The organism is Acinetobacter sp. LipI_19 (assembly GCF_058242925.1).
Genome location: NZ_JBZAYK010000001.1, coordinates 3,066,659 through 3,092,074 on the forward strand (window position 1 = coordinate 3,066,659; position 25,416 = coordinate 3,092,074).

The 25,416-nt window shown below is 39.5% G+C and carries 21 protein-coding genes and 1 pseudogene; 9 read left to right on the forward strand and 13 right to left on the reverse strand.

The window, feature by feature from the left end; translation table 11 throughout:
- Positions 1 to 9: 9 nt before the first annotated feature.
- Positions 10 to 903 (forward strand): annotated as a pseudogene (rluB, locus tag AC4CVF_RS14830) (23S rRNA pseudouridine(2605) synthase RluB); the annotation flags it as partial.
- 382 nt (positions 904 to 1,285) lie between these two features.
- Here the strand turns inward: rluB and AC4CVF_RS14835 are convergent.
- The 6 genes from AC4CVF_RS14835 to AC4CVF_RS14860 all read right to left on the reverse strand — a co-directional run bounded on the left by AC4CVF_RS14835 (position 1,286) and on the right by AC4CVF_RS14860 (position 10,830).
- Positions 1,286 to 3,022 (reverse strand): ABC transporter ATP-binding protein, encoded by a 1,737-nt coding sequence (locus AC4CVF_RS14835; protein WP_490789648.1) that lies wholly within the window; start codon positions 3,020 to 3,022, stop codon positions 1,286 to 1,288.
- 11 nt (positions 3,023 to 3,033) lie between these two features.
- Positions 3,034 to 4,173 carry an ABC transporter permease gene (locus AC4CVF_RS14840; protein WP_419328030.1) on the reverse strand — a complete coding sequence of 380 codons (1,140 nt, stop codon included), beginning with the start codon at positions 4,171 to 4,173 and terminating at the stop codon, positions 3,034 to 3,036.
- 8 nt (positions 4,174 to 4,181) lie between these two features.
- Positions 4,182 to 5,120 (reverse strand): ABC transporter permease, encoded by a 939-nt coding sequence (locus tag AC4CVF_RS14845; protein ID WP_004722891.1) that lies wholly within the window; start codon positions 5,118 to 5,120, stop codon positions 4,182 to 4,184.
- 14 nt (positions 5,121 to 5,134) lie between these two features.
- Positions 5,135 to 7,144 carry a M3 family metallopeptidase gene (locus AC4CVF_RS14850; protein ID WP_336953287.1) on the reverse strand — a complete coding sequence of 670 codons (2,010 nt, stop codon included), beginning with the start codon at positions 7,142 to 7,144 and terminating at the stop codon, positions 5,135 to 5,137.
- A gap of 67 nt (positions 7,145 to 7,211) precedes the next feature.
- Entirely contained in the window at positions 7,212 to 8,957 is a 1,746-nt protein-coding gene (locus AC4CVF_RS14855; RefSeq protein ID WP_419820732.1) for an ABC transporter substrate-binding protein, read from the reverse strand.
- An 82-nt stretch (positions 8,958 to 9,039) separates the two neighbouring features.
- Positions 9,040 to 10,830 carry an ABC transporter substrate-binding protein gene (locus AC4CVF_RS14860; protein ID WP_419820733.1) on the reverse strand — a complete coding sequence of 597 codons (1,791 nt, stop codon included), beginning with the start codon at positions 10,828 to 10,830 and terminating at the stop codon, positions 9,040 to 9,042.
- Between the two features lie 723 nt (positions 10,831 to 11,553).
- On the opposite strand from AC4CVF_RS14860, the gene AC4CVF_RS14865 reads away from it, so the two are divergent.
- The 5 genes from AC4CVF_RS14865 (at position 11,554) to AC4CVF_RS14885 (ending at position 16,845) form a co-directional block, all read left to right on the forward strand.
- Positions 11,554 to 14,229, forward strand: coding sequence for a TonB-dependent receptor (locus AC4CVF_RS14865; protein WP_490789649.1), 2,676 nt, complete (start codon positions 11,554 to 11,556; stop codon positions 14,227 to 14,229).
- A gap of 145 nt (positions 14,230 to 14,374) precedes the next feature.
- Positions 14,375 to 15,076: an energy transducer TonB gene (locus tag AC4CVF_RS14870; protein ID WP_419359162.1), complete on the forward strand. Its 702-nt coding sequence runs from the start codon at positions 14,375 to 14,377 to the stop codon at positions 15,074 to 15,076.
- Between the two features lie 26 nt (positions 15,077 to 15,102).
- On the forward strand, positions 15,103 to 15,969 hold the full coding sequence (locus tag AC4CVF_RS14875; RefSeq protein WP_419328033.1) for a MotA/TolQ/ExbB proton channel family protein: 867 nt from the start codon (positions 15,103 to 15,105) through the stop codon (positions 15,967 to 15,969).
- Between the two features lie 14 nt (positions 15,970 to 15,983).
- Positions 15,984 to 16,409 carry an ExbD/TolR family protein gene (locus AC4CVF_RS14880; RefSeq protein WP_336953294.1) on the forward strand — a complete coding sequence of 142 codons (426 nt, stop codon included), beginning with the start codon at positions 15,984 to 15,986 and terminating at the stop codon, positions 16,407 to 16,409.
- Positions 16,410 to 16,428: 19 nt separating this feature from the next.
- Complete coding sequence (locus AC4CVF_RS14885; RefSeq protein WP_419359160.1) at positions 16,429 to 16,845, forward strand: ExbD/TolR family protein; 417 nt, start codon at positions 16,429 to 16,431, stop codon at positions 16,843 to 16,845.
- Positions 16,846 to 17,032: 187 nt separating this feature from the next.
- On the opposite strand, the gene AC4CVF_RS14890 is transcribed toward AC4CVF_RS14885, so the two are convergent.
- From AC4CVF_RS14890 to AC4CVF_RS14900, 3 genes are all read right to left on the reverse strand, one after another.
- Complete coding sequence (locus tag AC4CVF_RS14890) at positions 17,033 to 18,535, reverse strand: CoA-acylating methylmalonate-semialdehyde dehydrogenase (RefSeq protein ID WP_490789650.1); 1,503 nt, start codon at positions 18,533 to 18,535, stop codon at positions 17,033 to 17,035.
- 13 nt (positions 18,536 to 18,548) lie between these two features.
- Positions 18,549 to 19,433 carry a 3-hydroxyisobutyrate dehydrogenase gene (gene mmsB, locus AC4CVF_RS14895; protein WP_336953297.1) on the reverse strand — a complete coding sequence of 295 codons (885 nt, stop codon included), beginning with the start codon at positions 19,431 to 19,433 and terminating at the stop codon, positions 18,549 to 18,551.
- A 74-nt stretch (positions 19,434 to 19,507) separates the two neighbouring features.
- Positions 19,508 to 20,848 (reverse strand): MFS transporter, encoded by a 1,341-nt coding sequence (locus tag AC4CVF_RS14900; RefSeq protein WP_490789651.1) that lies wholly within the window; start codon positions 20,846 to 20,848, stop codon positions 19,508 to 19,510.
- Between the two features lie 473 nt (positions 20,849 to 21,321).
- On the opposite strand from AC4CVF_RS14900, the gene AC4CVF_RS14905 reads away from it, so the two are divergent.
- On the forward strand, positions 21,322 to 21,882 hold the full coding sequence (locus tag AC4CVF_RS14905) for a LuxR C-terminal-related transcriptional regulator (RefSeq protein ID WP_336953299.1): 561 nt from the start codon (positions 21,322 to 21,324) through the stop codon (positions 21,880 to 21,882).
- A 46-nt stretch (positions 21,883 to 21,928) separates the two neighbouring features.
- On the opposite strand, the gene AC4CVF_RS14910 is transcribed toward AC4CVF_RS14905, so the two are convergent.
- The 4 genes from AC4CVF_RS14910 to AC4CVF_RS14925 all read right to left on the reverse strand — a co-directional run bounded on the left by AC4CVF_RS14910 (position 21,929) and on the right by AC4CVF_RS14925 (position 23,945).
- Positions 21,929 to 22,273: a zinc ribbon domain-containing protein YjdM gene (locus tag AC4CVF_RS14910; RefSeq protein ID WP_336953300.1), complete on the reverse strand. Its 345-nt coding sequence runs from the start codon at positions 22,271 to 22,273 to the stop codon at positions 21,929 to 21,931.
- 112 nt (positions 22,274 to 22,385) lie between these two features.
- The gene (locus AC4CVF_RS14915; protein WP_419819585.1) at positions 22,386 to 22,739 is read right to left on the reverse strand and encodes a DUF488 domain-containing protein; all 354 of its coding nucleotides are present in this window, start codon (positions 22,737 to 22,739) and stop codon (positions 22,386 to 22,388) included.
- A 254-nt stretch (positions 22,740 to 22,993) separates the two neighbouring features.
- A complete protein-coding gene (locus AC4CVF_RS14920) occupies positions 22,994 to 23,440 on the reverse strand; it encodes an SRPBCC family protein (RefSeq protein WP_336953303.1) in 447 nt (148 codons plus the stop codon).
- Positions 23,441 to 23,576: 136 nt separating this feature from the next.
- The gene (locus AC4CVF_RS14925; protein ID WP_336953304.1) at positions 23,577 to 23,945 is read right to left on the reverse strand and encodes a ribonuclease E inhibitor RraB; all 369 of its coding nucleotides are present in this window, start codon (positions 23,943 to 23,945) and stop codon (positions 23,577 to 23,579) included.
- A 209-nt stretch (positions 23,946 to 24,154) separates the two neighbouring features.
- Here AC4CVF_RS14925 and AC4CVF_RS14930 point away from each other — a divergent pair, with 209 nt between their 5' ends.
- Positions 24,155 to 24,913: a 50S ribosomal protein L7/L12 gene (locus tag AC4CVF_RS14930; protein WP_490789652.1), complete on the forward strand. Its 759-nt coding sequence runs from the start codon at positions 24,155 to 24,157 to the stop codon at positions 24,911 to 24,913.
- 174 nt (positions 24,914 to 25,087) lie between these two features.
- The gene (locus tag AC4CVF_RS14935; protein ID WP_490789653.1) at positions 25,088 to 25,402 is read left to right on the forward strand and encodes a hypothetical protein; all 315 of its coding nucleotides are present in this window, start codon (positions 25,088 to 25,090) and stop codon (positions 25,400 to 25,402) included.
- The last annotated feature ends 14 nt before the right edge of the window (positions 25,403 to 25,416 follow it).

Consider the following 25,416-nt stretch of genomic DNA (forward strand, 5'->3'; position numbering starts at 1 on the left):
TATGCTGTCATGAGTGAAAAATTGCAAAAGGTACTCGCACGAGTGGGTTTGGGCTCTCGCCGTTATATGGAAGAGGTCATTGCCGCTGGTCGTGTAAGTGTCAATGGGCAGGTTGCTCAAGTGGGCGAACGTATTGAACCAGGTGATGAGCTTCGCATCGATGGTCGTAAAGTTCAGTTCCAAATTGAAGACGAAATTCGTCGTCGTGTATTGATTTACTACAAACCTGAAGGTGAAATCTGTTCTCGTAATGACCCAGAATCTCGCCCGACTGTGTTTGATAACTTACCCCCGATTTCCAATGACCGTTGGGTGATGGTAGGTCGTCTAGATATCAACTCAACAGGTTTATTACTTTTTACAAATGATGGTGAACTTGCCAATCGTTTAATGCATCCCTCAAATGAAATCGAACGTGAATATGCAGTTCGAGTCATGGGTGAAGTAACGCCTCAAATCAAAAACAACATGACAAATGGCGTTGTTTTAGATGATGGTCCAGCAAAATTTGAATCTTTCTCTGAAATTGGTGGTGAAGGAATCAATCGCTGGTACCAAGTCGTTGTAAAAGAAGGTCGTAACCGTGAGGTTCGCCGTATTTTTGAATCACAAGGTCTAAAAGTAAGTCGCTTGCTCCGTACTCGTTACGGCACTGTGATTTTGCCTCGTGAACTTCGTACAGGTCGTTGGATGGAACTTGATAAAACTGATATCGATAATTTAACCAAAGCTGTTGAACTTAAACCACGTCAAGGTACAGGTTTATTTGGTATGGCAAAACGTCGTACCGAACGTATGCAAGACAAACCTATGGCTGCGCGTCGTGGTGGATTCCTGCGTCAACAACGTCGTGATAGCGAAGGTGAAGAAGCTCACAACCATCAAAATGATCGTCGTGATTCTCAGCCAAGTGCAAACCAATATGGTCAAAACCGCACTGAAAACCGTACTGACAATCGCAATGAACGCTCAGACAACCGCTTTAATAAAGCACGTTCTGGTGGCAACAGCTACAACAATGACCGTGCGGACAACCGTGGTAATAGTTTTAATAGCAACCGTTCTGAAAACCGTTATGGCAATCAACAAAACCGTAACCGTTCAGAAGGTCGCTATAATCCAAACGAACGTTTAGATCGTTCAGATCGCCAAGAACGTAGCGAACAACCTGAAAAGAAAAAACCGTTTGTTGTGACAAAAGGTTTTAAAAAATTCTAAGTCTTTAACACTTATTTATTGACACTAAAAAGCCACTCAATCGAGTGGCTTTTTACACAGTAAAAATCTAAATCACCTGTCTGGTTCCTTGCGGAATTGAACTCAATAAGCGTTTGGTATAGTCATGCTGTGGTGACTGATACAACTCATCCGAATTGGCGATTTCAACGATATCACCGTGGTTCATCACCATAATTTGATCCGAAATATATTTCACCACAGACAAATCATGTGAGATAAAAATATAACTTAAGCCAAATTCATCTTGCAGATCTTGAAGTAAGTTCAGGACTTGTGCTTGAACCGATACATCAAGTGCTGAGACGGATTCATCACAGATTAAAATTTCAGGTTTTAAAGTTAAACAGCGTGCTATTGCAATACGTTGACGTTGCCCCCCAGAAAACTCATGCGGATAACGATCAAAGGCTTGCGCAGGTAAGCTTACTCTTTCCAGTAATTCCAAAGCCATCTTTTTACGTTCAGTATCATTTGCGCCAATTTTATGAACTTGCATCGGTTCCATCAAAATTTGCCCCACGGTAAAACGCGGATTAAGTGAGGCATAAGGATTCTGAAAGATAATTTGAATCTTACGTTGATACTGGGCAAACTCTTTTTCAGACATTGCCAAAATATCTTTACCTTGAAACAAAGCTTGGCCACCAGAAGCTTGTTGCAAGCGCATCAACAATAAACCAATGGTGGTTTTACCTGAGCCAGACTCCCCGACGAGCCCTAAAGTTTTACCTTTCGCCAGTTGGAAGGATGCCCCTTTGACTGCCTGAAATTCATCTTTGCCAAATAGCCCTTTACGGCTAAAAAATGATTTTTTTAAATCACGTACATCTAAAATAATTTCTTCACCGCCAATAAGACCTCGCTTACGCTCCGCAAAATCCACCTCAGTCAAACTCACCGCCTCAGTCTCAGGTACATCTTGAACTTGCATAAAATCACTAATGACTGGTAAGCGATATGGACGATGCGAAAGTTGCGGACGGCATAATAATAATGCTTTGGTATAGGCATCTTGTGGTTGTTCTAAAACAACCTTTGCTAAACCTTGTTCACGAATTTCACCATGACGCATCACAATCACTTCATCAGCAATTTCACTCACCAATGCCAAGTCATGAGTAATAAACAACATCGACATTTGACGGCGCTTACGTAAAGCCTCCAACAAATCCAATATTTGTTTTTGGATAGTGACATCTAATGCTGTGGTCGGTTCATCAGCAATCAGTAATTTGGGTTCACAGGCGATTGCCATGGCAATCATGACCCGTTGCTGTTGACCACCAGAAAGTTGACTGGGATAAGCATCAATCTTGCTTTCAGGGGATGGAATTCCAACTTCAGTGAGCAACTCCAAAGTACGTTGTCGTGCTTGTTTACGCCCCATGTTTAAATGAATACGCATAATTTCAGCAATTTGATCACCCACCGTAAACACAGGATTAAGTGATGACATCGGTTCCTGAAAAATCATAGCAATATCTTTACCACACATTGCACGCATTTGTTTGCTGTTTAAACTGAGTAAGTCTTTACCTTCAAAAATAATTTTACTGTTTTCAGCAATACGAGATTGGCCTTTGGGTAATAAACCCATGGTTGCTAGGGAAGTTACAGATTTGCCACTGCCAGATTCGCCAACCAAGGCCACGGTGGTATTGGTAGGAATCTGAAATGAAATGCCTTTTACAGTTTCAATAAATTGCTTATTTTCACCCTTAAAACTCACACTCAGATTTTCAACACTGAGTAGCACAGGAGGTGTCGCTTGTTGTTCTGACATCTTTATGCTCCTTATTTTAGTTTAGGGTCTAATGCATCACGCAATGCATCTGTAAACATTGAAAATGCGGTCACAAGCACGGCCATCGCTACTGAAGCTGCCACCAATTGCCACCATTTGCCTAAAATTAGCTCACTTTGTGCTTCATTCAACATACTACCCCATGACACCACTCCCACAGGTACACCAAAGCCCAAGAAGCTTAGAATTACTTCAGACTTAATAAATGCAACCACCAAGATCGACATCTGAACCAAAGCAATATGACTTACATTTGGGAAAATATGCACGAACATCCTTCGGGTATTACTGACACCAATTGCTTTGGCTGCCAGTACATACTCGCGTGAATTATGTTTCATATATTCGGCACGAATTAAACGAAATACCCCCGTCCAACCCGTTAATCCAAGAATTAAAACAATGGAAAGAATACCCTTTTGTTGCAGTACAGCAGCAATCGCCAACACCAACAATAGATAAGGTATCGAGGTAAAAATGTTATAAAACCAGTTCAGAACATCATCGACCCAACCACCAAAATAACCAGCGATTGCCCCTAAGAATGTGCCGATTACCACTGCCAGCAATGCCGAGATCAAGCCCACAATAATAGACGTTTCTGCACCTTTAATGGTTTTTAGTACTACATCCTGTCCCCATTTATCAGCACCAAAAGGCAAGGTTTGTTTGAGTTCGCTTTGCTGATCAAGTAAATGCCCACCCAATTGCTGATCAATGGCTTTCATATCTTCTGCAAGCGGATCTTGAATACCGTAGTAGTCAATCTCACCACCTGAAGTTTGTTCTGTTGCAATTTCAGTATTTAGTTCTTTGATCACATCTTTTAAAGGATCAACAGGATTTTCAGGTAAAGCTGCTACAGGTGTGGCTTTTTTTTCAGAATCTTGCGTGTTTTGATCTGCCCCTATAAATGTAGGTGGCGCATAACTCACGGCGACTTCTTTATTCCAATTTGATGCAATCACACCCGTCATGGAGAGTACCAATATGATGAAATAACACAGCAACACCAATAACGACAACATAGCAATACGATCTGCTTTTAAACGTCGCATCGCCAATCGCCATAAACCAGGAGAAGTCTGTTGGTCTTGGACGTCTACTTTTTTAGATAAAATTCCGAGCATCATCCCACCTACTTCAACTGTACGCGTGGATCAACCACTTTATAAATCAAATCGGCAATGAGGTTAAAAATCATGGTCGCAGCAGCAACATATACGGTGATTGCTTTAATCACTGGAAAGTCGCTTCGTTCTACTGCAATAATGACTTCTCGTCCAATCCCCGGAATACCAAAAAATCGCTCAATTAAAAATGCTCCAATCAATAACGCTGGCAGGCTCGACATCACATCGGTAATAATCGGAATAGATGCATTACGCAGCACATGCACGCCCAAAATACGTCCCTCACCGACCCCTTTTGCCCGTGCAGTACGCACATAGTCCTGATTGACTTCATCTAAGACAAAGCTACGGTATAGACGTAAAGTCGGTGCAATACTCACCACCAACATGATTAAGATTGGCAATAGTGCGTATTGCAATAGATTTTCACTGAGACTATCGCTCCAACCTTGTACAGGGAACCATCCCAGCTTATAGGCAAGACCGTATTGAAATACGATGATATAGACCAAAATACTGATCGACATCCCAATGGTACATAACAACATCACCATACGATCCGTCAGCGAACCACGTACCGAAGCAACAGCCAAAGCCAGAATGATTGAAATTACAGTTTGTAAAATTGTCAGTGGAATGATGATGGTCAGTGATGGACCCAAACGGGTCAGAATAATGTTTGAAACTGATTCCCCAGTACTCCAACTATTGCCATAATCAAAAGTCAGGATTTGCTTAATAAAAATCCACAATTGAACGTAATATGGTTGGTCTACCCCAAGTTGCTGACGAATATTTTCAATCTGTTCAGGATTTGCCATTTTTCCAGCAAGGATATAAGCAGGATCTCCGCCTACCCAGTTAAATAGAAAGAAAATCAGCAACACGACTCCCAACATGGTGGGAATCATTTGCCATATACGGCGCGTGATATATGCCAGCATAGTTCTAATTCCTTTTAATCACGTTGACCGGTAATTTCTTGAAAGAATGCCTTGTTATCCGGTTCTCTGCCCAAGAAATCAACCACCAACTGCTCTGCTTTCTTTTGTCCACCTTGTGACAAAATTGCTTTACGATAACGTGCTCCAACCTCTGGATTATTTAAGTTATCGCCAAAAGCAGAAAGCATGTCTAAGGCCATCACTTCAGACCACATATAGCCATAATAGCCGACTTGGTATCCGCCCATAATATGACCAAATTGCCCTGGGAATTCTGTAGTTGGCACATACCCTAAGGCGGTTTGATTTTCGAGTTTTTTCCATACCTCTAAAGGCTGGGTTTTTAAAGCATCTGCGGTATGCAGTGCCATATCGTATTGCGCATATAAAGTTTGACGAGAATAAAATAAGCCACGACCGTAGTTTTTAACGGCTTTTAATTTGCCAATCAATTCATCGTCGACACGCGGACAGGCGGGTTTGCAATAATTGGCTAAGGTCGACAACGTTTCTTTACGGCGTGCCCATTCTTCATACATCTGTGACGGTGCTTCAACAAAATCTCGCTCGACTGAGGTGCCAGATTGTGAGGCATAACGGGTGTTTGATAAAATTCCGTGTAAAGCATGCCCAAACTCATGTACAAAGGTTTCCAGTTCATCACTGTTTAAACCTTTACGGTTAAAGTTGGTGACTAAGGCTGAAATCGGTTTACGCTGGGTTAGGGTACTGCCCCCCTTAACGCCCCACACCGCTGCATGACCATACTTTCCTTCGCGTGGAAATTTATCGATATATAAACCACCTAAAAGCTGACCTGTTTTCTGATCTGTTACATCGTAATATTCAACTTCATCTTGCCAGACATCAACCTTGGCAGGCTTAAATTCAATCCCATATAGATTTGAAGAAATTGCAAATAACCAATCTTGTGATGCTTGGGTCGGGAAATATTCCCGCATTTTTTCTTGGTCAATTTTGTACTTTTCTTGGCGTAATTTTTCGCTCCAATAGCCCTCACTCCAACGGTTAATTTCCGCTTTTTCCACAGGAATATTTAAGGTTTTAGCCTTAAATTCACGCAGTGTTTGCACTTCTTTTTTCTCTAATGGCGCAACCGTACTATGTACCTCATTGAGGAATTTATTGACCGTTTCAGGATTTTTGGCCATACGATTTTTCAATGCCCAATCGGCATAACTGGCTTTACCGAATAATTGTGCAAGTTCATGCCGTAAATCAATCGCTTGTTTAAGCAACACTAAATTCTTTTCAGTACCACGGCGGGTATAAGCAATTTGATAACGTTTACGCGCATCATCACTGTCTGCCAATTCCATAAAAGGACGGTATTCTGGGTAGTCAAAACCCAACAGGTAATTGCCTTTTTCATTTTTCTTTAGATTGGCAATATAGCTTTCTGGTAAGCCTTTTAATTCGGCTGGAGTAAATTCTAATTTTTCAGGATTGTCTCGAATGTTACGGGCATATTCTTGTTGAATCTTGGTCAATTCATCTAAAATCACTTTTAAACGTGCTTGTTTTTCTGCGGGAAGTTGTACCCCTGTATCTTCAAAACCATCTAAAATATCTTGGCGATATTTACGGTCAATCTCATCACTGGCTTTGATTTTTTTAATTTGCTGATAAAGCTTTCCATCTTGATACACTTCAGTTTGAAACTGACTGATTTTAACTTCACAGTCTTCTGCGGCTTTACGTAAATCCGCGCTTGGGTCAACATTACTGGCTAAATTAATTGGTCCATAAAAATCTTCAAACTCTGCAAAAATTTCATCCCACTTTGCCAATACTGCTCCAGCAGGTGCATTATTTTTGAGTTTAACTTTGGCAAATTCAGCCAACTTGGTTTTAACGTCTGTAATTTTTGCATCACATTGGGCAGGGATATCTTTGGCCTGAAACTTGGGTAAAGTACTGCGCTCAGTTTCTGCAAAGGCCCATTGCCCCATACCCATTGACAACATACAGAGTGTAGTTAATTTAAATCGCTTCATTTTCATTTTCTCCAATCTTTCATTTATTCATTTTCAAATTTCAATCTGTTTATTTTTAAGCTTTTGATAGAGTTTATTTTTTCATATCAAAATACATCCATTCCGATGGAATAATCGGATGCTTTTTAAAGCCAATGACACGCGGTTGCGCCAAAGCATTGCGATAACGGGTCGATGCCATTTGTACCGGCATATACACTTCTAATATTCGCGCCATCTTATGGTATAAAGCATCACGCTCAGGACCCGGTTTCAATTTTTGCGTTTGTTCATATAAGCGATCATATTCAGGAATTTTCATGCAGGCACTATTGGTTGAATGGATATTCTTTCCATAAAATAGCTGCATAAAGTTATCTGCATCGGGATAATCTGCAATCCAAGCTGATCCCTTAAACATGGTTTTACATTGTTTTTCTGCTTTTAAACCTTCCGCAAAAGGCAAGGATTTGGTGGTCATTTTGACCTTGATATTGTCTAAAGTCTTTTTCCAAAATTCAGCACTTTGCTGACTACGTGTACTATTTCCATAAACAGTTAATTCAATTAGCAAAGGTTTACCATTCGGCAAGGTACGCCAACCATCGGCAGCAACCTTATAATGATAACGATCTAACAGTAAATTGGCGGCTTTGACGGAATAAGGAATACTGGTTTTATAGTTTGGATCATGCCCAATCACTCCATAAGGAATGGGGAATTGTAATCGTTGCGCATCACCTTTCATCAAAATCTTAATTTGATTATCAGGTGAAAAGGCCATTGCCATGGCACGACGTAAAGCAATTTTTTCTTTACTCAAACCACCAACAACAGGGTTTTGCATATTCCAGTAATAATAATCAATTGAAGGATCGGCAATACGGGAAAGTTGAATCCCTTTTTTGGCAAGTTCGGGTTTAAGCTGACCGTCTTGGATGGCTTGAACACTGAGATCACCATCCAACACAAATAAATCAGTTTCATCTTTACTAAATGATAACCAGCGTGATTGTGATTCTTCCATCACTTGAATATCGACCACACCGATTTGCGGCATTTTTTTGCCTTTCATGGCATCTACAATTTTTTGATCTTCTGGTGTGGATGCTTTGAAATCCCAAATATAACCACGATAATCTGGATTGGCTTTCAGGATAATCCGTGAGCCGGGTGTCCATTTTGTCAAGACATAGGGACCTGTTCCCACAGGATGTGCCATGGCAAAACCAGACCGATCACGATAATGTTCAATCACTTCTCGTGCAACTGCGCCAGCTGGTTGGTGTGCCAACAGCATTGGGAAGTTTTGATCAACTTGTTTCAGTTTAATCACCAAGGTATAACGATCTGTCGCCTGAAGACCTGCAACTGATAGATCATAATTAAACTTCCCTGTTTTTTTAGCTTGCTCAAGCACTTTGTCCATGCCTAGAATTTTGTCATCAAACAACCAACTATTGGGCGAGTGCAAACTTGGGTCTAACAAACGCTTATAAGAATAAACATAGTCTTGCGCGGTTAATTCACGGGCTTTGCCTTTAAATACAGGATCTTTGGCAAAATAAATACCTTTTTGAATTTTAAAAGTATAGGTTAAACCATCAGCACTGACTTCAGGCAGGCCCACCGCGGTACGTGGTACTAATTTGGCGGGTGATGCCAAATAATCATAGGTATATAAGCCTTCAAATATTGAATTATGTACATGTGCAGAATAAAGATCTTGGGTACCTGCTGGGTCAAAACCCGTTTCTGCAACTGGGAAAACATAACGTAAAACTTTATTTGGATCCGCTGGACTTTTGGCAAATACATTCATTGTGACTGTCAGGAGCATGCCCCCCAATAATGCACTAACCCCAATCTGCTTTAACTTTTGATTTAAATCATCCTTCATCATTTTATTCAACTTCATCAGGTTATTTTTTAGCTGGCTGAACATCAAGGTATTGCCAAACGGTATTGATCATTGGATGTGCTTTATAGCCTTGAACTTGTGGTTGCAACAGCCAATTACGAATACGGGTACTATGAATAATCCAAGGGTTATCTGCCTCTATCTGCCGACTGATTTTTTCATAAAATGGCGTTCGTTGTTGTGGCGGTAAAGTTAAAGCTTGCTGATACAGTGCATCATAAGCTTTAGATTGATAGCAACTTAAATTTCCTTTGCCTGAGTTCGGACCATAAAGCAATTGGGCAAAATTTTCTCCTTCAGGAAAATCAGCAATCCATGCCCCACCCCAAATCATATGTTTACACTGCATGGCTTCTTTTAAGTTATCGGCAAAATTACTGACCTTAAATTCTACACGCACTCCAATAGCATCTAAGTTTTTCTTCCATAACTCAGAATGAATGACTGAGCTTGAGCTATTTTCCGTATTATATTTCAGGGTAAACGGCTGCCCGTTGGGTAAAGTTCGATAACCATCTTTGCCTTTCTTATAACCAAATCGATCCAGTAATTTATTGGCCAATAACGGGTTATAGGCAATACTACTTCTATATTGAGCATTGTGCCCTTGCACCCCATCTGGCACCAACATTTCAGCCCTAACCGCTTGACCTTTATAAAGTTGCTTAATCGCTTCTTGTTGGTTGTATGCCAGCGTAATGGCTCGACGTAGCGCTATTTTGTCTAGACTATAACCTCCCACAATCGGATCTTTCATATTGAACATGGTATAGGTGATTTCAGGGTCTTTATTGGGAAAATGTTGAATGCCCTGTTGTTTAAGTTCTGGTTTTAATTGTGTGCCGTTTAAAGCCTGAGGAACCGCATTTGAGGTTAATTTGTCAAAATCCAATTGGCCTGACTTAAACGCCAACCACCTTGACTGTTCTTCCTCAATAATACTCACGACAACCTTACCGACTTGAGGCATTTTTTTACCCGACATCTCTTTGACAAGTTGGTTATCCCATGCCGTACCTGTCGATTTATAATTCCAAATAAAGCCACGATAGTCAGGGTTTGCCACCAGCTCAATTTTACTACGTGGCACGTATTTACTCAGTTGGTAAGCACCTGTACCTACAGGATGCTGCCCGATACGATCACCATAAAACTCAACAACTTCACGCGCTGTTCCGCTAAAAGTGACATAGGCCAAAATATAAGGGAAATTATAATCTGCACGGGTTAAGGTGAATTGTAGAGTGTATTTGTCTAAAGCTTTAAGCCCTGAAATGGGCGCATCATAATTAAACTTGCCTGTCTTTTTCGCATTGGCAACTACTTGCTCTAAACCTTGAATTTTGCCATCAATAAAAGAATAGGTAGGCGAATGGTTTTTCGGATCACTCACACGTTGAATAGAGTAAATATAATCCTGAGCAGTCAGCTCACGTCGTTTGCCTTTAAACGCAGCATCATCGGTAAAATAAATGCCTGGCTTAATTTTAAAAGTATAGACCTTGCCCTCTTGTTCTATTTTTGGCAATGCTTGTGCCGTATTGGGCACCAATACCACAGGACGAGCCAGATAATCATATTTTAATAAAGGTTCAAATATCGCCTCTGCAATATTCCCACTATAGAAATTATAGGTTTTCACCATATCGAAACCATCATCTGGTGCTTCAAAAGCCAAATTCAGGATTTTATTCGGTTGTGCAGGCGTTTTCGCAATCGCCATTTCCCCGTAACTCATTGCACCGACCAACAACGCAAATTGTAAAAGCTTGAATTCCAAATTCACACCTATGTATTTTTATTCATCAAATTATTTAAACAGAATACTGGCAACACCATCATCCTGTAGATTACTGCTTTGGTGCCGAACCAGAACGTTAAATTAACAATAGTGAAAAATTGAACGATATAACAGTATTAAATGCAAAGCGAATATCATGCCACTACGATTACCCCTTCTAAATTTTATTTATTTTTACCGTAATAAAATCACATTAATTCTATGAATATCTATGATTGACATCCTATCGTCATCTTTCACCCCAGCATAAATATTAAATTCAGATATCATTTATCAGAACTACTCATAATGCACAATTTAAGTACACACACGTTCCAAAATTGATCACTTATTTTATCAAACACTATAAATATTCACTTAATCTTTTGATTTAAAATAATTAATACCAAAAACAAAGTCATAATTAATAGTTATACGATTCATTAGATATAGTTAAAATCTTTAAATAACAAATAAATATAAAGAATAATTAAAGCCATCAGCGTGTTTTTTAATCACAACTTCATATTTTATTAACATTAATTAAGACGACTTCCAAACTTATTTTTCTACCATCAAGTCACGGATGAATAAGGAGATTAAACACTAGTCACGTAAATTCTTATCATTTTTTTGTATATTTTTAAAACATATAATTAGATAGTTGGCACTTGAATTGCTAGAAAGCAATGCAGCAATATCGCTAAGTACAAAAAAAAACGGATGTCTGAAAATATGAAAGTAAACAAAAATGTTTGCACTGTGGGATCGCCAACGATGGGGAAAACCTTACTAAAGTTGAGTACGCTTAGTCTAAGTATGATGTGGCTATCGCTAGCGCATGCAGCAGAAACTGAAGAAAAAACACAGCCAACAAAAGTAGCCAAAGTCACAGTTACAGGGTCTTCAATTAAAGGTGTTGCAGCTCAAAGTGCTTCACCCATTACGATTATTAAAGGTGAAGATCTAGCCAAACAAGGGGTAACCACTGTCGAAGAAGCACTGACCAAAGTCAGTTCTAACCAAGCTGGTTTTTCTACATCTCAAAATGTGGGTGCAAGTAATACCGAGGGTTCATCAGCCAATTTACGTGGATTAGGCACAGATAAAACTCTGGTCTTATTGAATGGTCGTCGTCTGGCTTATAGCCCATTTAGTACATCAACCACCAACCTTAATATTATTCCAATGGCAATGGTTGAACGTATCGAAGTCCTCCGTGATGGCGCATCAGCGGTTTATGGTGCCGATGCAATTGGTGGTGTCATCAATTTTATTACCAAAAAATCCTTTGAAGGTCTCAACATCAGTGTGGGAGCGACTCAGCCCGAAGCCAGTGGTGGTGATAAACAAGATATTTCCATCTTTGGGGGCTATGGCAATCTAGATGAACAAGGCTTTAATGTTTACGGTGTGGTCGATTATCGTAGAAGCAACAATATCATGGCAAAAGACCGCAAGATCAGTCGCCGTGGTGGTGTAATTCCTGAGCTCGGTTTAGATGCCAGCTCAGCAAATGCTTTCCCAGCAAATATTTTTGATCCCAAAAACAATATTTTGGCAAATCCATACGGCAATACAAATTGTAATAACACACCAAATGTCGCTGCAGATGGCGGCTTATGTTATCTCAATACCCAAGCACTGATTGGAATTACTCCAGAAGTTGAAACAATTTCAGCACTTGGCCGCGGAACCTTTAAACTTTCAGATAAATTTAATCTGATTGGAGAATATATCTTCTCACGTAACGAAGTTACTACTTCGATTGCGCCTGATGTATATAGCCGTTCAGTCACGCTTCCTTCGACAAGTCAATATTATCCAGGCAAAGGTATTGTCCCCGCAGTGAATGGACTCAGCAATGGAGATTTACAACTCTATCTGCGTTCACAAGGGGGAAACCGTTCAGGCAAAACAACCAATGACTCACATCGTGCATTTGCAGGAATTGAGGGTGAAGCCTATGGTTGGGATATCAATGCAGGCTTAACCTATGCAAAAAGTGAAGCAACCGATAGCTTTAATGCGGGTTACCTCAATCAAAGTAAAGTTCAAGCTGCTTTAAACGACGGTTCACTCAATCCATTTGGCCCTTCAGCCAATGCTAATATTTGGAAATCTTTTGAAGTCAATGGGGATACCAATAAAGCCAGCTTAGACTCAACCTCTTTTGATGTCACTGTATCTCGTCCAATCTATACACTGCCTGCGGGTGACGTTGGATTTGCCTTAGGTGGTAGTTTTACCAAACAAAATTGGGATCAAAAAATTAATGCTGAGATCGTCAGACAAGTGCCTGGTAGCGGTATAGATCCAGATAAACCTGTGAGTAAGGGTGATCGAGATATATCTGCAGTATTCACAGAATTACATATCCCGATTTTAGCCAATTTAGAAGCGCAGCTCGCAGCACGTTATGATGACTATAGTGATTTTGGCGATACCTTCAATCCAAAAGTTGCTTTACGTTGGGAACCGTTAAAGCAATTGATGTTCCGTACCTCATACAGCACAGGTTTTCGTGCACCCAGCTTATATGACATCAACTCACCGCAAAGCCAAACCTTTACAGGTTCGAAATACAATGACCCTGTGCTCTGCCCCGGTGGTACTGCAACTTCACCACAATACCAAACTGAATGTAATGTCCAATTTAAGCGTATGCAAGGTGGGAATCCCGACTTAAAAGCTGAAGAGTCAACATCTTATACTGCTGGACTGGTGTTTGAGCCAATCAAAAATCTAGTATTTACAGCAGATTACTACAACATCAAAGTAGACAACCTGATTGATGCAATTACCGATTCAATTATTTTTGCTGACCCAAGCAAATATTCAAGTTTATTTGTCCGTGATGCAGATGGGCGGATCAAATATGTGAGTACCACTTTGATCAATATGGGTGGAATTAAAACCCAAGGAGTTGATTTAAGTTTGAACTATCTCACGCCTGTAACTAAAACAGGGCGTTTTGGTTTTGGTATTGATGGAACCTATGTCATTAAATATGACAAACAAGAAGAAAAAGGCGGGGAATGGGTCAGCCGTACAGGTAGCTATTATAACCAGCAAGTCTATTCTCGCTGGAAACATGTTGCCAATGTCAATTGGAGTTATGACAACTGGAAAATGATCTTTGAGCAACAATTTAGCCGTGGTTATAAAGACTCAAATTCTATTGGTGAAGCCAAATATGATAACCATCGAGTCAGTGATTACATCCTTTATAACATTGCGGGCACTTATAGCGGATTTAAGAACTTAGAACTCACTGGCGGGATCAAAAATATTTTTGACCAAGATCCACCTGCATCCAACGTGACTGATAACTTCCAATACGGTTATGACTCTAGCTATGCAGACCCAACAGGTCGCGCATATTACGTCAGAGCAACTTACAAATTCTAATTGGGCATTTCGCAAACATTATCTAAGCCTTGTCATGGTGTTTGCGTAATTGATTCATTCACTTAGCCAAACAAAAGAATTGAACAGAATTTTTTATCGTCTCTCTTTTACTATTTATTGTTTGTCTCTCATTTCAGGAGTAGCAATGGGCAAGAATTTTTCAGAATTAGAAAATAATTCTTCCAAACGCCTGATCGGGATTGGAGCAGTCATCTTACTGCATCTAATCATTCTCTATGGCTTGATTACGGGTTTATCTAAAACAGTTGAAAAACCAGCGGATGAACCTGTTGAATTACTGATTATTCAGGACAAAAAACCTGAACCAGAAAAACCTAAACCCATTGAAAAACCACCAGAACTACCAAAGTTGGTGCAGAAAGTTTTGAAAACGCCAGATCCAAAGCCGACTGAAAAACCAATGGAAAAACCGACAGCAACACCAAAGCAGCCGGCTACACCCACAGCAACGCCTAAGACCTCAGAAAGTCCTGAGCCGACACCAACCCCGACGCCAAAGCCAGAAACAACACCAAAACCTGAGCCTGCAAAAGCAAAACCAACAGGTGAAACACGCGGTGTGTCGAGTGGAGAAGCGGGTTGTAAAACCCCTGATTACCCACGTGAATCTTTACAAAACGAAGAACAAGGTGAGGTCCTTATTTCGGTATTTGTGGGTAGTGATGGAAAGGTTAAAGAGGCTAAAGTAAAAAAATCGAGTGGGAGTAAAAGCTTAGATAAAGCTGCCTCGAAAGCTTTTAGTTTATGTAAGTTTAAACCTGCATTAAAGAATGGTGAACCTCAAGATTCTTGGTATGACATACCTTATGAATTTGTATTGAATTAATCAATTAAATAAAAATTTGGAGATAAATGATGAATAAAGCGCTCAAATCTGTACGACTATTTGCTTCAGTTGGCATTTTAACTGTAAGCACCCTACTGCCTGTATCTGGTGTATTTGCAGAAGAAACCACTGCAACACCTGCGACTGTAACGGCAACAAATACAACAACAAGTGAAGCCCATACACCACCACCTAAACCAGCAACAACACAAGCTGTACACAACCCTTACGGTTTAGAAGCACTATGGCGCGAAGGTGATATTGTTGCTAAATCAACCCTATTTATCTTGGTCCTGATGTCGATTGGAACATGGTACATCATGGTAACCAAGTTTATTCAGCAGGCAAAAATTAAACGTCAGGGTAAAGAGGTTGAAGCCAAATTTTGGGATGCTGCATCAATTGACGGCGCTGCGGGAACACTAGGCGAAGCAAGTGCCTACCGTTTTATTGCTGAAAAAGGCATTAACTCAACCAAAAAACATGGTGGAAACCTACTTGAGCGTATCGACTTTAACACTTGGGTCACAATGTCGATTCAACGGGCAATTGATAAAATTCAAAGCCACTTAAGTGGTGGTTTAGCATTTCTTGCAACGGTTGGTTCTACCGCACCATTCGTAGGTTTATTCGGTACAGTTTGGGGAATCTATCATGCACTTACTGCAATTGGGATTTCGGGTCAGGCCTCTATTGATAAAGTTGCTGGACCTGTAGGCGAAGCACTGATCATGACAGCAATCGGTCTCGCTGTAGCAGTGCCTGCGGTACTTGGTTATAACTGGCTCACCCGCCGCAATAAAGCAGTATTGGATAATGTACGTACTTTTGGTTCTGACTTACATACTGTTTTACTCAGTGGTGAGATCAAAAACAGTAGTGATGCTAAATAAATGAGGGATCAGTTATGAGCATGACAGTCAATTCAGACAGTGACGAAGATGATGTGATTTCTGCGATTAATACCACACCTTTGGTGGATATTATGCTGGTTTTACTGATTATATTTTTAATCACTGTCCCTGTTGCAATTCACACGGTTCCAGTCAAATTGCCTGAGGAAAAAAATACACCTTATGTCACTAAACCAATTAATGTGCAAATCGCTGTCAATAAAGCGGGGGATATTTTTTGGAACGAAAAGTATATCGCAGATAAAAATACATTGATCAATCGTTTACAGGCTGAAGCAGCAAAACGCCCACAACCAGAAGTACATATTCGTGGTGATCAAGTAACAAAATTTGAAGCGATTGATGAAGTAATCAGTGCTACCAAGCAAGCAGGTATCGGCAAAATCGCTTTTGTCACGACACCAGTTGCCGCACCATAATCGAGAAAAGGAACAGCTTATGGCTATGAATGTCGGTGCCAATAAAGACGATGATGATGTGATGTTAGATGTCAATATGACACCACTTATTGATGTGATGCTGGTGTTGTTGATTATGTTTATTATCACCATCCCAATTCCAAATAATGCGATCAATATTGACTTGCCCAATGGTGCACCACCACCTACCAATGAGAAGCCACCTGAGCCAGTCACCTTACGTATTGACCCTCAAGGTAAAATCTTTTGGAATGATCAAGCTGTTGAAAATAAACAAGCGCTAGACGTTTTATTTGCTGGTGTTGCACAGAAATCAGATCAAGATCCGATTAAAGTCCAGCCAGATAAACTCACTGAATATAAGGATGTAGCAATGGTGATGGCAGCCGCACAACGATTAAATGTTAAAAAAATCGGAATTGCAGCAAGCCAATAATATTTAAGGGATGAACAAAGCTGCACAGTACAATCGACTTGCAGCTTTGAGCCCTTGATCTATGCAATGTTTCAAGACGTTTTATTCATAGTGCAACATTATAAAGAACACAATACTCAATATATCTGACTTTCACTCACATCTAAACAAGCCAGCATCTGCTGGCTGATCATAAGCATTCAATCAATTAAGTGATTTTAAATGCCAAAGAAATGGCTTGATCTTGTTCTTCAGGATCAGGCCATTTTTGTGAAACAGATTTTAACTTCGTATAGAAACGAGCGGCATCTGGACCATATAAATGCGACTCACCAAATTTTGAACGTCGCAAACCACCAAAGTTAAAATAACTCACTGGGAGTGGTACAGGCACATTAACACCAATCATGCCCGACTCAACTTCCATAAAGAAGCGATGTGCTGACTTTCCATCACGGGTAAAAATCACCGAACCATTGCCATATTCATGGCTATTGGTCACAGCAATTGCCTCATCTAAACTATTGACGCGTAAAATTCCTCGCGCTGGGCCAAAAACCTCTTGTTGATAAAAATCCATATCTGTAGACAAATAATCAAATAGAGTTGGCCCAATATAATAGCCATTTGAATACTCTGGATGTTTAAAATCACGACCATCTAATACCAACTCAGCACCATCTGCAATACATTGATCAATCGCCTTTAAAACAGACTGTTGCGATTGCGCACTAATCACCGCACCAAAATCTGCATTTGGATCATTATATGCGCCAACTTTCAATGCATTGATTTTTTCCACAATACGTTGACGTAAGCGATCTGCCGTTTCAGCACCGACGGGAATGAGCAATGACACCGCCATACAACGTTGACTTGCTGATCCAAACCCTGCTGAAACAAAGGCATTTGCAGCCGCTTCAAGATCGGCATCAGGCATCACCACCATGTGATTTTTCCCGCCTGTAAATGCGGCAACACGTTTGTTATGTGAGGTGCCTTTTTGGTAAACATATTCACCAATCTGTGTAGAACCCACAAAGCTCACAGCTGCGATTTCAGGATGTTCAAGTAATGCATCGACTGCGGTTTTATCCCCTTGTACAACATTAAATACATCATCTGGAAGACCAGCTTCTTTCCATAACTCTGCAAAAAATAATGCAGCCGAAGGCACTTTTTCAGATGGTTTCCAAACAATTGAATTACCCACAGACACAGCCATTGCCATCATAACAGCAGGAATCATGATGGGGAAATTAAACGGGGTAATACAGCCCACCACACCCACAGGAACACGTACAGAAAACACATCGATGTCGCCAGCAACATTACGTGCATATTCGCCCTTAGTAATCTGTGGGGCATTACAAGCAAATTCAATTCCTTCAATCGCACGGCCAATTTCACCGATTGCATCGGCAATAGTTTTGCCATGTTCACGACCAATGATTTCTGCTAATTCAGATGTTTTGGCAATCATTAACTCACGTAATTTAAACAGAACTTGCAAGCGTGTAGCATGTGAAGCTTTTGCCCATTTTTTTGCATTTGCTGATGTCGCAGCTTTTACGGCAGTATCAATCACTGTTGCATCGCCATAAGCACAACGTGCTATTTCTTCACCTGTTGAGGGATTAAATACTGGGCCTGAATGTTGAGTTTCTGTGATATGACGACCTGAAATATAATGTCCGATTAAAGTACTCATCCTGATTTTTCCTTCATGTTGCGACTGAAACTAAATTAAAAATACTACTGAAGTCGGTCTTTCCATGACCACTTTGACTATGCTTACTATAAATCGTTTGAGCCAATGTTCCTAAACTCACCTGTGCATCGACTTCGGATGCTGCATCTAGGGATAATCCCAAATCTTTCAACATTAAATCGGTCATAAAGCCCGCAATATAACCTTGACTTGAAGGCACATTTTCCAAAACATCTGGGACAGGATTATATTTCTCCACACACCAATTTGCCCCGGAACTGTTTTGAATAATCTCAGACATGACTTTGGGATCTAAACCATGTCGCATTGCCAGATTCAAAGCTTCACTGGTACCAATCATATTGATTGCCAGCAGCATGTTATTACTGGCTTTGGCAATCTGCCCTGCACCATGTTCTCCAGCATGAAAAATATTTTTACCCATTTTCTCTAAAATAGATTTCGCTCGCTCAAACTGCAGCTTTGAACCACCCACCATAAAGGTCAAGCTTGCTGCTTGGGCAGCTAAAGTTCCACCTGAAACAGGTGCATCTACACAGTCGACTCCCATAGATTCTGCAAACTTTGAGACTTCTCGGCTGGTTAAAGCTGCAATCGACGAACAATCAATAATCAACGAACCCTTTTTTAAACTTTTTAAAATACCTTGATCACCAAGATAAAAATTTCTGACACTTTCTGAGTTGGGTAACATGGTGATCACAACATCTGCATCTTGAAGAACGTGCTTGTGATCTACGGCTACACCACCCAAGGATTTAAATGCTGCAACAGCCTCGGGGGATAAATCTAAGCCTGTCACCTTCCACTGTGCACTGAGCAAATTTTTAGCCATAGGAAGCCCCATATTCCCAAGACCAATAAAGGAAATATTCATATTTATTCCTAAAAATTAAGTGTTGTAAATTTGATCATTGATTGCAATGATTTTCTTTAAATCAATCATCTACTCTAAACAGACAATTTGCTTTTAACCGTTTTATGATGTCGCGCTAGGCTGAGATCATCACGCTTCATAAACAAGCTACAGAAGATTGCGAAAATCGCCATACTTACGATGTAGATAACAATCAAATGAGGACTACCATTACCAATACTGAGTAGTTTGGTGGCGATCAATGGCGCTAATCCACCGCCTAACACGCCTGCAAATTGAACTGAAATCGAGATGCCACTGTAGCGAATTTCGGCAGGGAACTGTCGAGCAAACAACTGAGACTGTGGCGCATACATAATCGGAAACACCACGCCGATTGCTAAAACAATTGCGGTCCAGACCAACACAGGATCTTTGGTATCCAGCATGCTAAAGAACGGATAGCAATACAATGCAAGGACCACTAGACCAAACATAAACATATTCCGCTGCCCCACTTTGTCGGATAAATGTCCACACAATGGCGTCATCACCATGATTAAGCCTGCACCACAAATCGTTGCAAACAAAATGTCTTGGCGAGGAATACCTAACTTGGTTGTGGTATAGGCTAAGGCAAAAGTTGAAGCAATATAGAACCATGCATTTTCAGCAGCACGGGCAAAGATAATCGTGAGTAATTCACGCGGATGATGTTTAAAGACCTGCATTGCTGGAACTTTAACTTCTTGTGCTTGTTGTTTTACTTTTTCAAAATCTGGTGACTCAGGTACTTTGACACGGATATACCACCCCACACCTAACAATAAAATGCTGGCAAGGAAAGGCAAACGCCAGCCCCAACTAAATAGACTTGCTTCGGGTAAAAGTGAAACCAACCCCAGTGCGATAGAGGCCAACATTAAACCACCACCGGCACTCGCTTGCGGTAAACTCCCCCAAAAGCCTTTACCGCCTTCAGGTGCATGCTCCACAGCCATCAACACGGCACCACCCCACTCGCCACCCATTGCCATACCTTGAACAAAGCGTAAAATCACCAGAAAAAAGGTCGCCCAATATCCAATACTTTCGTAGGTTGGCAATAGGCCAATTAAAACGGTAGGAATCCCCATCATAATTAGGGTAGTGAGCAACATTGTTTTTCGACCAATTTTGTCCCCGAAATGACCAAAGATAATACCTCCCAAGGGACGTCCAATAAAACCAACTGCGTATGTGGCAAATGCAGCCAGTACGCCTGTTAATGGATCAAGATTTGGGAAAAACAATTTATTGAAAATCAACGCTGCGGCTGCACCGTAAATAAAAAAGTCATACCATTCAATTGTCGTTCCCACCATGCTGGATATACCCGCTAAACGGTGTGAAGATTTTTTCTGTTGTTGAGGACCTGATCCTTGTATGTGCTCCATCGCTACCTCGCCCAATTTTTAGTATTGTCATCCATTCATCACCTTAGAGATAATCTATCCTGATTATATTAATTAAGGTGAGCTCATTCTTTTTACATAAACAAGTTAAAATAAGCAGCCAAGATTAATATTGATTTATTTTGATAAAAAATTCTAAATAACCTACAGGCTTCTCATCATCAATGTGAATCAATTGCTTTTTTCAGTCAACACCCTTAATTACTTAAGTAGTTTTAAAAATAAAACAAATAAAGCAAATACAACTAGTTATATTAAAAACCTAAATATAGACTAAAGTTAAATATAAAAAATGTGATACATTGCATAGTATTTAAAATACTAAATTTATATACATAGTCATATAAAAATAATCTATTTAATTTTCATCATATTATAAAAAAATAACGGTTTAATACTTGTTATTTCCATCTAGCTCGCTATATTTATTATTATACTAAGTAAGGATGCTTATTATGAACTATAATAAAATCGCATTTGATTTTAGCCCTGCACCGATCGTTGTATTAAGTTATAGACATATGATGGAAATGAATTCTGCATTTGCCACTTTGTTTGGCTATGAGCGTGGGGAATTGATCGAGCAATCTATTGTGAAAATTTTTCCTAGCCTTGAGGATTATGAAAAAGTTGGCAATGATGCATTACAAAGTTTACTGTTAAAAAAAAGCCATTACTATTCCGATCAGCGTTTTATGCAGCACAAAAATGGCGAAATCTTTTGGACACATACTCATGGGCAAACATTGACGCCTGAAGATCCATTTAAATTAATGGTCTGGCATTTTGAACGAAAAGATCAGGTGTTATCTTCTAAGCAAAAACTCACAAAACGTGAATCTGAAATTACCCAATTGATTGTCAATGGGTTTACCTGTAAAGAAATTGCCCGGAAATTAGAGCTATCACACCGGACCATAGAAGTACATAAAGCAAATTTAATGAAAAAGTTGGGCGTTCGCTCCAAAGCAGAACTAACCTCAAAAATTATTATTCGAGAAAATGATAGCTACTAAAAATGATCACAGTCATTATACTGTGATCATGTATGAGCCTAAGAAATTAAGCTTTTTTCACAAATTCTGATTTCAATTTCATTGGACCAATCCCATCGATTTTACAATCAATATCATGACCATCATTACTGTCTACAAGTAACCGAATACTTTTGACTTTCGTTCCTACCTTAACCACTGAAGAAGAACCTTTAATTTTTAAATCTTTAATCACCGTCACTGAGTCGCCATCTGCCAAGATATTTCCAACAGCATCTTTAATCGTCACGTTGTCATCTGCTGTTACTTGCTCACCATCTTTCCATTCATAGCTACATTCTGGGCAAATCAATAAATCACTATCTTGATAGGTGTATTCTGAATTACATTTCGGACAATGGGGCAACGACATAATAAGCTCAGCTTAGGATCAAATCACAATCATAGCATTTTAAGATTTTTCATCAACTTAAAAACCATAATAAATATAAGGAATAATTTAAAAATCAACCGCGATCATTAAACTAAGCTTTAGGATTTAACACATCAAGCAAAACACTGACATGATTTCGACCTTGATTTTTGGCCGCCGTTAATAAGGTTATAGGACCTTGTGCTGTAAGTTTCCGCAATTCATCTAACGATACTGTAACCTGAGATAATTCAACCCGATATCGTTTTTGAAATTCATCCCAACGGCTTTCTATATCCTCGTGATACCATTTTCTCAGTTGATTAGATGGTGTAACGTCTTTTGGCCATAAGTCAATCTTAGCATCTTCTTTTTTGATACCGCGTGGCCATAAGCGATCAACGAGAATCCTTTTACCATCTGTTTCTGAAACAGCATCATAAATCCGCTTACTATAAATCGTCATTATTTTTCCAAACTGGAGTTGTACTTAACCGAAGTGATTCTAAATAATGAGAAATATCCTTTCACAAGGTAATACTGGAGTAGCAATAAATATGCAAGCCCCACCTTAGCTGTTGCACTAAAAACATAGCACTATCTTATACTTGCTTACGCAATCTATACAATCGATGATTGAATTGCCCACTTATTGTTGAGGATAGCGGTGTACCATTTGCTCTCGAAAACGATTATTTTCATTATTTCACTAGCACTATTTTATTGGTCTGGAATGGTTGGATTGACCAATAACCCAAGTAACTGCAAAGACTCTTGCCATCCCAAGTAACAGGCTTCAACAGGAATCACTTTGGGGATGCCTGACTGGGTAATATTGACTTCAGTTCCGACAAGCACCCCTTTTATTTCAATGATCACTTCAATATCTCCAGCTAATTCGGGATTATCAAAGCGATCAAAATATCGTATGCGCTGGTTTGGAATAAGCTCCGCGTAAGTTCCACCAAATGAATGAGTTGAACCTGTAGAAAAATTGGTAAAAGACATCCGATAAGAACCGCCAACTTTCGCATCCATTTGGTAAAGTTTTGCGGTAAATCCATGGGGTGGCATCCATTTTACAATCGCGTCTGGGTCTAAGAATGCTTTATAGACTCGCTCTGGTGGTGCACTAAAAACGCGATGCAATTTTACCGTGTTACTCATACTCATATCCTTGACTATTATTCTTGTTGAAAATCAAGTTTAGCGCTGTATAAAGCTTTCATATGTATGGTTTGAGTAGTCTGAAACTTAAAAAAGCAGATCAACAAGGATATGCTTTTAAAACAATATCAGTCATCTATTCCTCATCGTCTTCATCATCAAATATATAGGTTGTGCATCCCCAACCATCATACTCACCTTCAAACTGCTCAGCAATTTTAGTAAACCATTGCTCTAAATCCACAATGTCTTCGTAGTCTGGAAGAAGATGAACATAAATTGTAATCACCCATTCATTTGGCTGTACTTCTTCGTCCAAATACAGTGAAACTTTTTGCTCTTCGTGTAAAAGATAAATTGCACATTTTTCAGCAAGTTCTTGTGTTTTAAAATACACAGAAAACTCGATTTCATGTACCTCTTCCAAATCATCACCATCTTCGTGCATTTGCCAAAGTAGATTACCGTTATCATCTTCTGGGAATTTTTCAAAATCACGAGTCATGGCTAAGCCCTCTTTTAAGGTTATAAATATTATGAGTTTACAATATCAAAGTTTTATGACAGTTTTAAAATATTGCCCATTCGCACACAAATTACTACTTTTATTTGACGTCAATTTGTAATAAAAATTGAATTAATTCTATGATTAATAAAACTCATATCTATTGTTAACCTATATTCATTGACGATTAAACTAATAATGACAGGTGCATGATGCCAGACTTTAGCCAACAACAACGACAAGAAATTCTTTTACTGATTCAACAAGGTCGTAAAGTTGAAGCAGTTAAATGGGTCAAAGACCACTCAGACTTAGGCTTGAAAGACGCGAAGGATTATGTAGAAAACCTGACAGAAAACTCATACGACTTTGCATTTTCAGATACTGCCCAAAGTGTTATTTCTCGTGATATACAATTGCAAACTCCACAACAAGACATTCTTGTCCTGATTCAACAAAATCGTAAAATTGAAGCGATTAAACTGGTCATGGAAAATTCAAACCTTGGGCTAAAAGATGCCAAAAACTTTGTAGAACAGCTCACTGAAAATCCTCATTTAGCAATCAATCAATTTCAGTTCGATGATGATTTTTATGATAGTCAGCATCCAAGCTATAAGGCAATTCAGTCGAATTTTGAAACTGGCGAAATCTATGTGTTAGATCAAGATCATCAAAAAGTGTTGATAAATGAACATCATCCTGACTGGAATGAAATTATGCATCATTTTACGCAAGGTGAAACATATGATTCGGCTGCTGACTACATTGCTGCAATGAAAGCCAAAGCACGTGATAGCGCTGTCAATTCGACACATAATATTCATTCAATTCCCCGCCCATCCAGCGTGACAACACAACCGGTCGGTATTGAAGATCAAACCCAGAAAAAAGGCTTACCTATTTTTATGCTTATTGTTATTGCGATTGTTGCTGTGCTTGCATATCAATTTTTTATCAAGCAATAAAATGCAACGCCGCGATAAAATTTAACACAGCAATAAGATTGAATATGCAATGCAAAATGTCTAATAAAGTTTAAAACAGTCAAAAGAAAGCCTTTCGACTAAAAGCTCTTGTTCTCATCACTTAAATTATTCGGGGTAAGCATCTACCCATTGAATCAAATATAATTACAAGCATTGCTTGATCTACTTAAATACCGTCAAATAGAACCAGCAGAACAATTCCTTATTACACAACTTCAACTAGATCCTACCGCAGCACAAAATTTAGTCCGCATCCTACATGAATCACCCGATGCGCTTCATGCTTTTAAAGCAAACCCTCAAATTTTATCGGGCGAAATACCAAATATAAAAAATGAAAGCAAATCTTTTCAATTCAACTTTTCATCTAGTACGGTGAAAATGCCCCATCAGGATGGTAAAACCATTGAAATCAATGATCAACATCCCGACTGGCAAGAGATCAAAAACAATTCCAAATCGATTTGACTCAACCAGATGCT

Coding starts and splice junctions, on each gene's coding strand:
- AC4CVF_RS14835 (WP_490789648.1), bottom strand. CDS start 3,022: ATGTCAGAACAACAAGCGACACCTCCTGTGCTACTCAGTGTTGAAAAT.
- AC4CVF_RS14840 (WP_419328030.1), bottom strand. CDS start 4,173: ATGCTCGGAATTTTATCTAAAAAAGTAGACGTCCAAGACCAACAGACT.
- AC4CVF_RS14845 (WP_004722891.1), bottom strand. CDS start 5,120: ATGCTGGCATATATCACGCGCCGTATATGGCAAATGATTCCCACCATG.
- AC4CVF_RS14850 (WP_336953287.1), bottom strand. CDS start 7,144: ATGAAAATGAAGCGATTTAAATTAACTACACTCTGTATGTTGTCAATG.
- AC4CVF_RS14855 (WP_419820732.1), bottom strand. CDS start 8,957: ATGCTCCTGACAGTCACAATGAATGTATTTGCCAAAAGTCCAGCGGAT.
- AC4CVF_RS14865 (WP_490789649.1), top strand. CDS start 11,554: ATGAAAGTAAACAAAAATGTTTGCACTGTGGGATCGCCAACGATGGGG.
- AC4CVF_RS14870 (WP_419359162.1), top strand. CDS start 14,375: ATGGGCAAGAATTTTTCAGAATTAGAAAATAATTCTTCCAAACGCCTG.
- AC4CVF_RS14875 (WP_419328033.1), top strand. CDS start 15,103: ATGATGAATAAAGCGCTCAAATCTGTACGACTATTTGCTTCAGTTGGC.
- AC4CVF_RS14880 (WP_336953294.1), top strand. CDS start 15,984: ATGAGCATGACAGTCAATTCAGACAGTGACGAAGATGATGTGATTTCT.
- AC4CVF_RS14885 (WP_419359160.1), top strand. CDS start 16,429: ATGGCTATGAATGTCGGTGCCAATAAAGACGATGATGATGTGATGTTA.
- AC4CVF_RS14890 (WP_490789650.1), bottom strand. CDS start 18,535: ATGAGTACTTTAATCGGACATTATATTTCAGGTCGTCATATCACAGAA.
- mmsB (WP_336953297.1), bottom strand. CDS start 19,433: ATGAATATTTCCTTTATTGGTCTTGGGAATATGGGGCTTCCTATGGCT.
- AC4CVF_RS14900 (WP_490789651.1), bottom strand. CDS start 20,848: ATGGAGCACATACAAGGATCAGGTCCTCAACAACAGAAAAAATCTTCA.
- AC4CVF_RS14905 (WP_336953299.1), top strand. CDS start 21,322: ATGAACTATAATAAAATCGCATTTGATTTTAGCCCTGCACCGATCGTT.
- AC4CVF_RS14910 (WP_336953300.1), bottom strand. CDS start 22,273: ATGTCGTTGCCCCATTGTCCGAAATGTAATTCAGAATACACCTATCAA.
- AC4CVF_RS14915 (WP_419819585.1), bottom strand. CDS start 22,739: ATGACGATTTATAGTAAGCGGATTTATGATGCTGTTTCAGAAACAGAT.
- AC4CVF_RS14920 (WP_336953303.1), bottom strand. CDS start 23,440: ATGAGTAACACGGTAAAATTGCATCGCGTTTTTAGTGCACCACCAGAG.
- AC4CVF_RS14925 (WP_336953304.1), bottom strand. CDS start 23,945: ATGACTCGTGATTTTGAAAAATTCCCAGAAGATGATAACGGTAATCTA.
- AC4CVF_RS14930 (WP_490789652.1), top strand. CDS start 24,155: ATGATGCCAGACTTTAGCCAACAACAACGACAAGAAATTCTTTTACTG.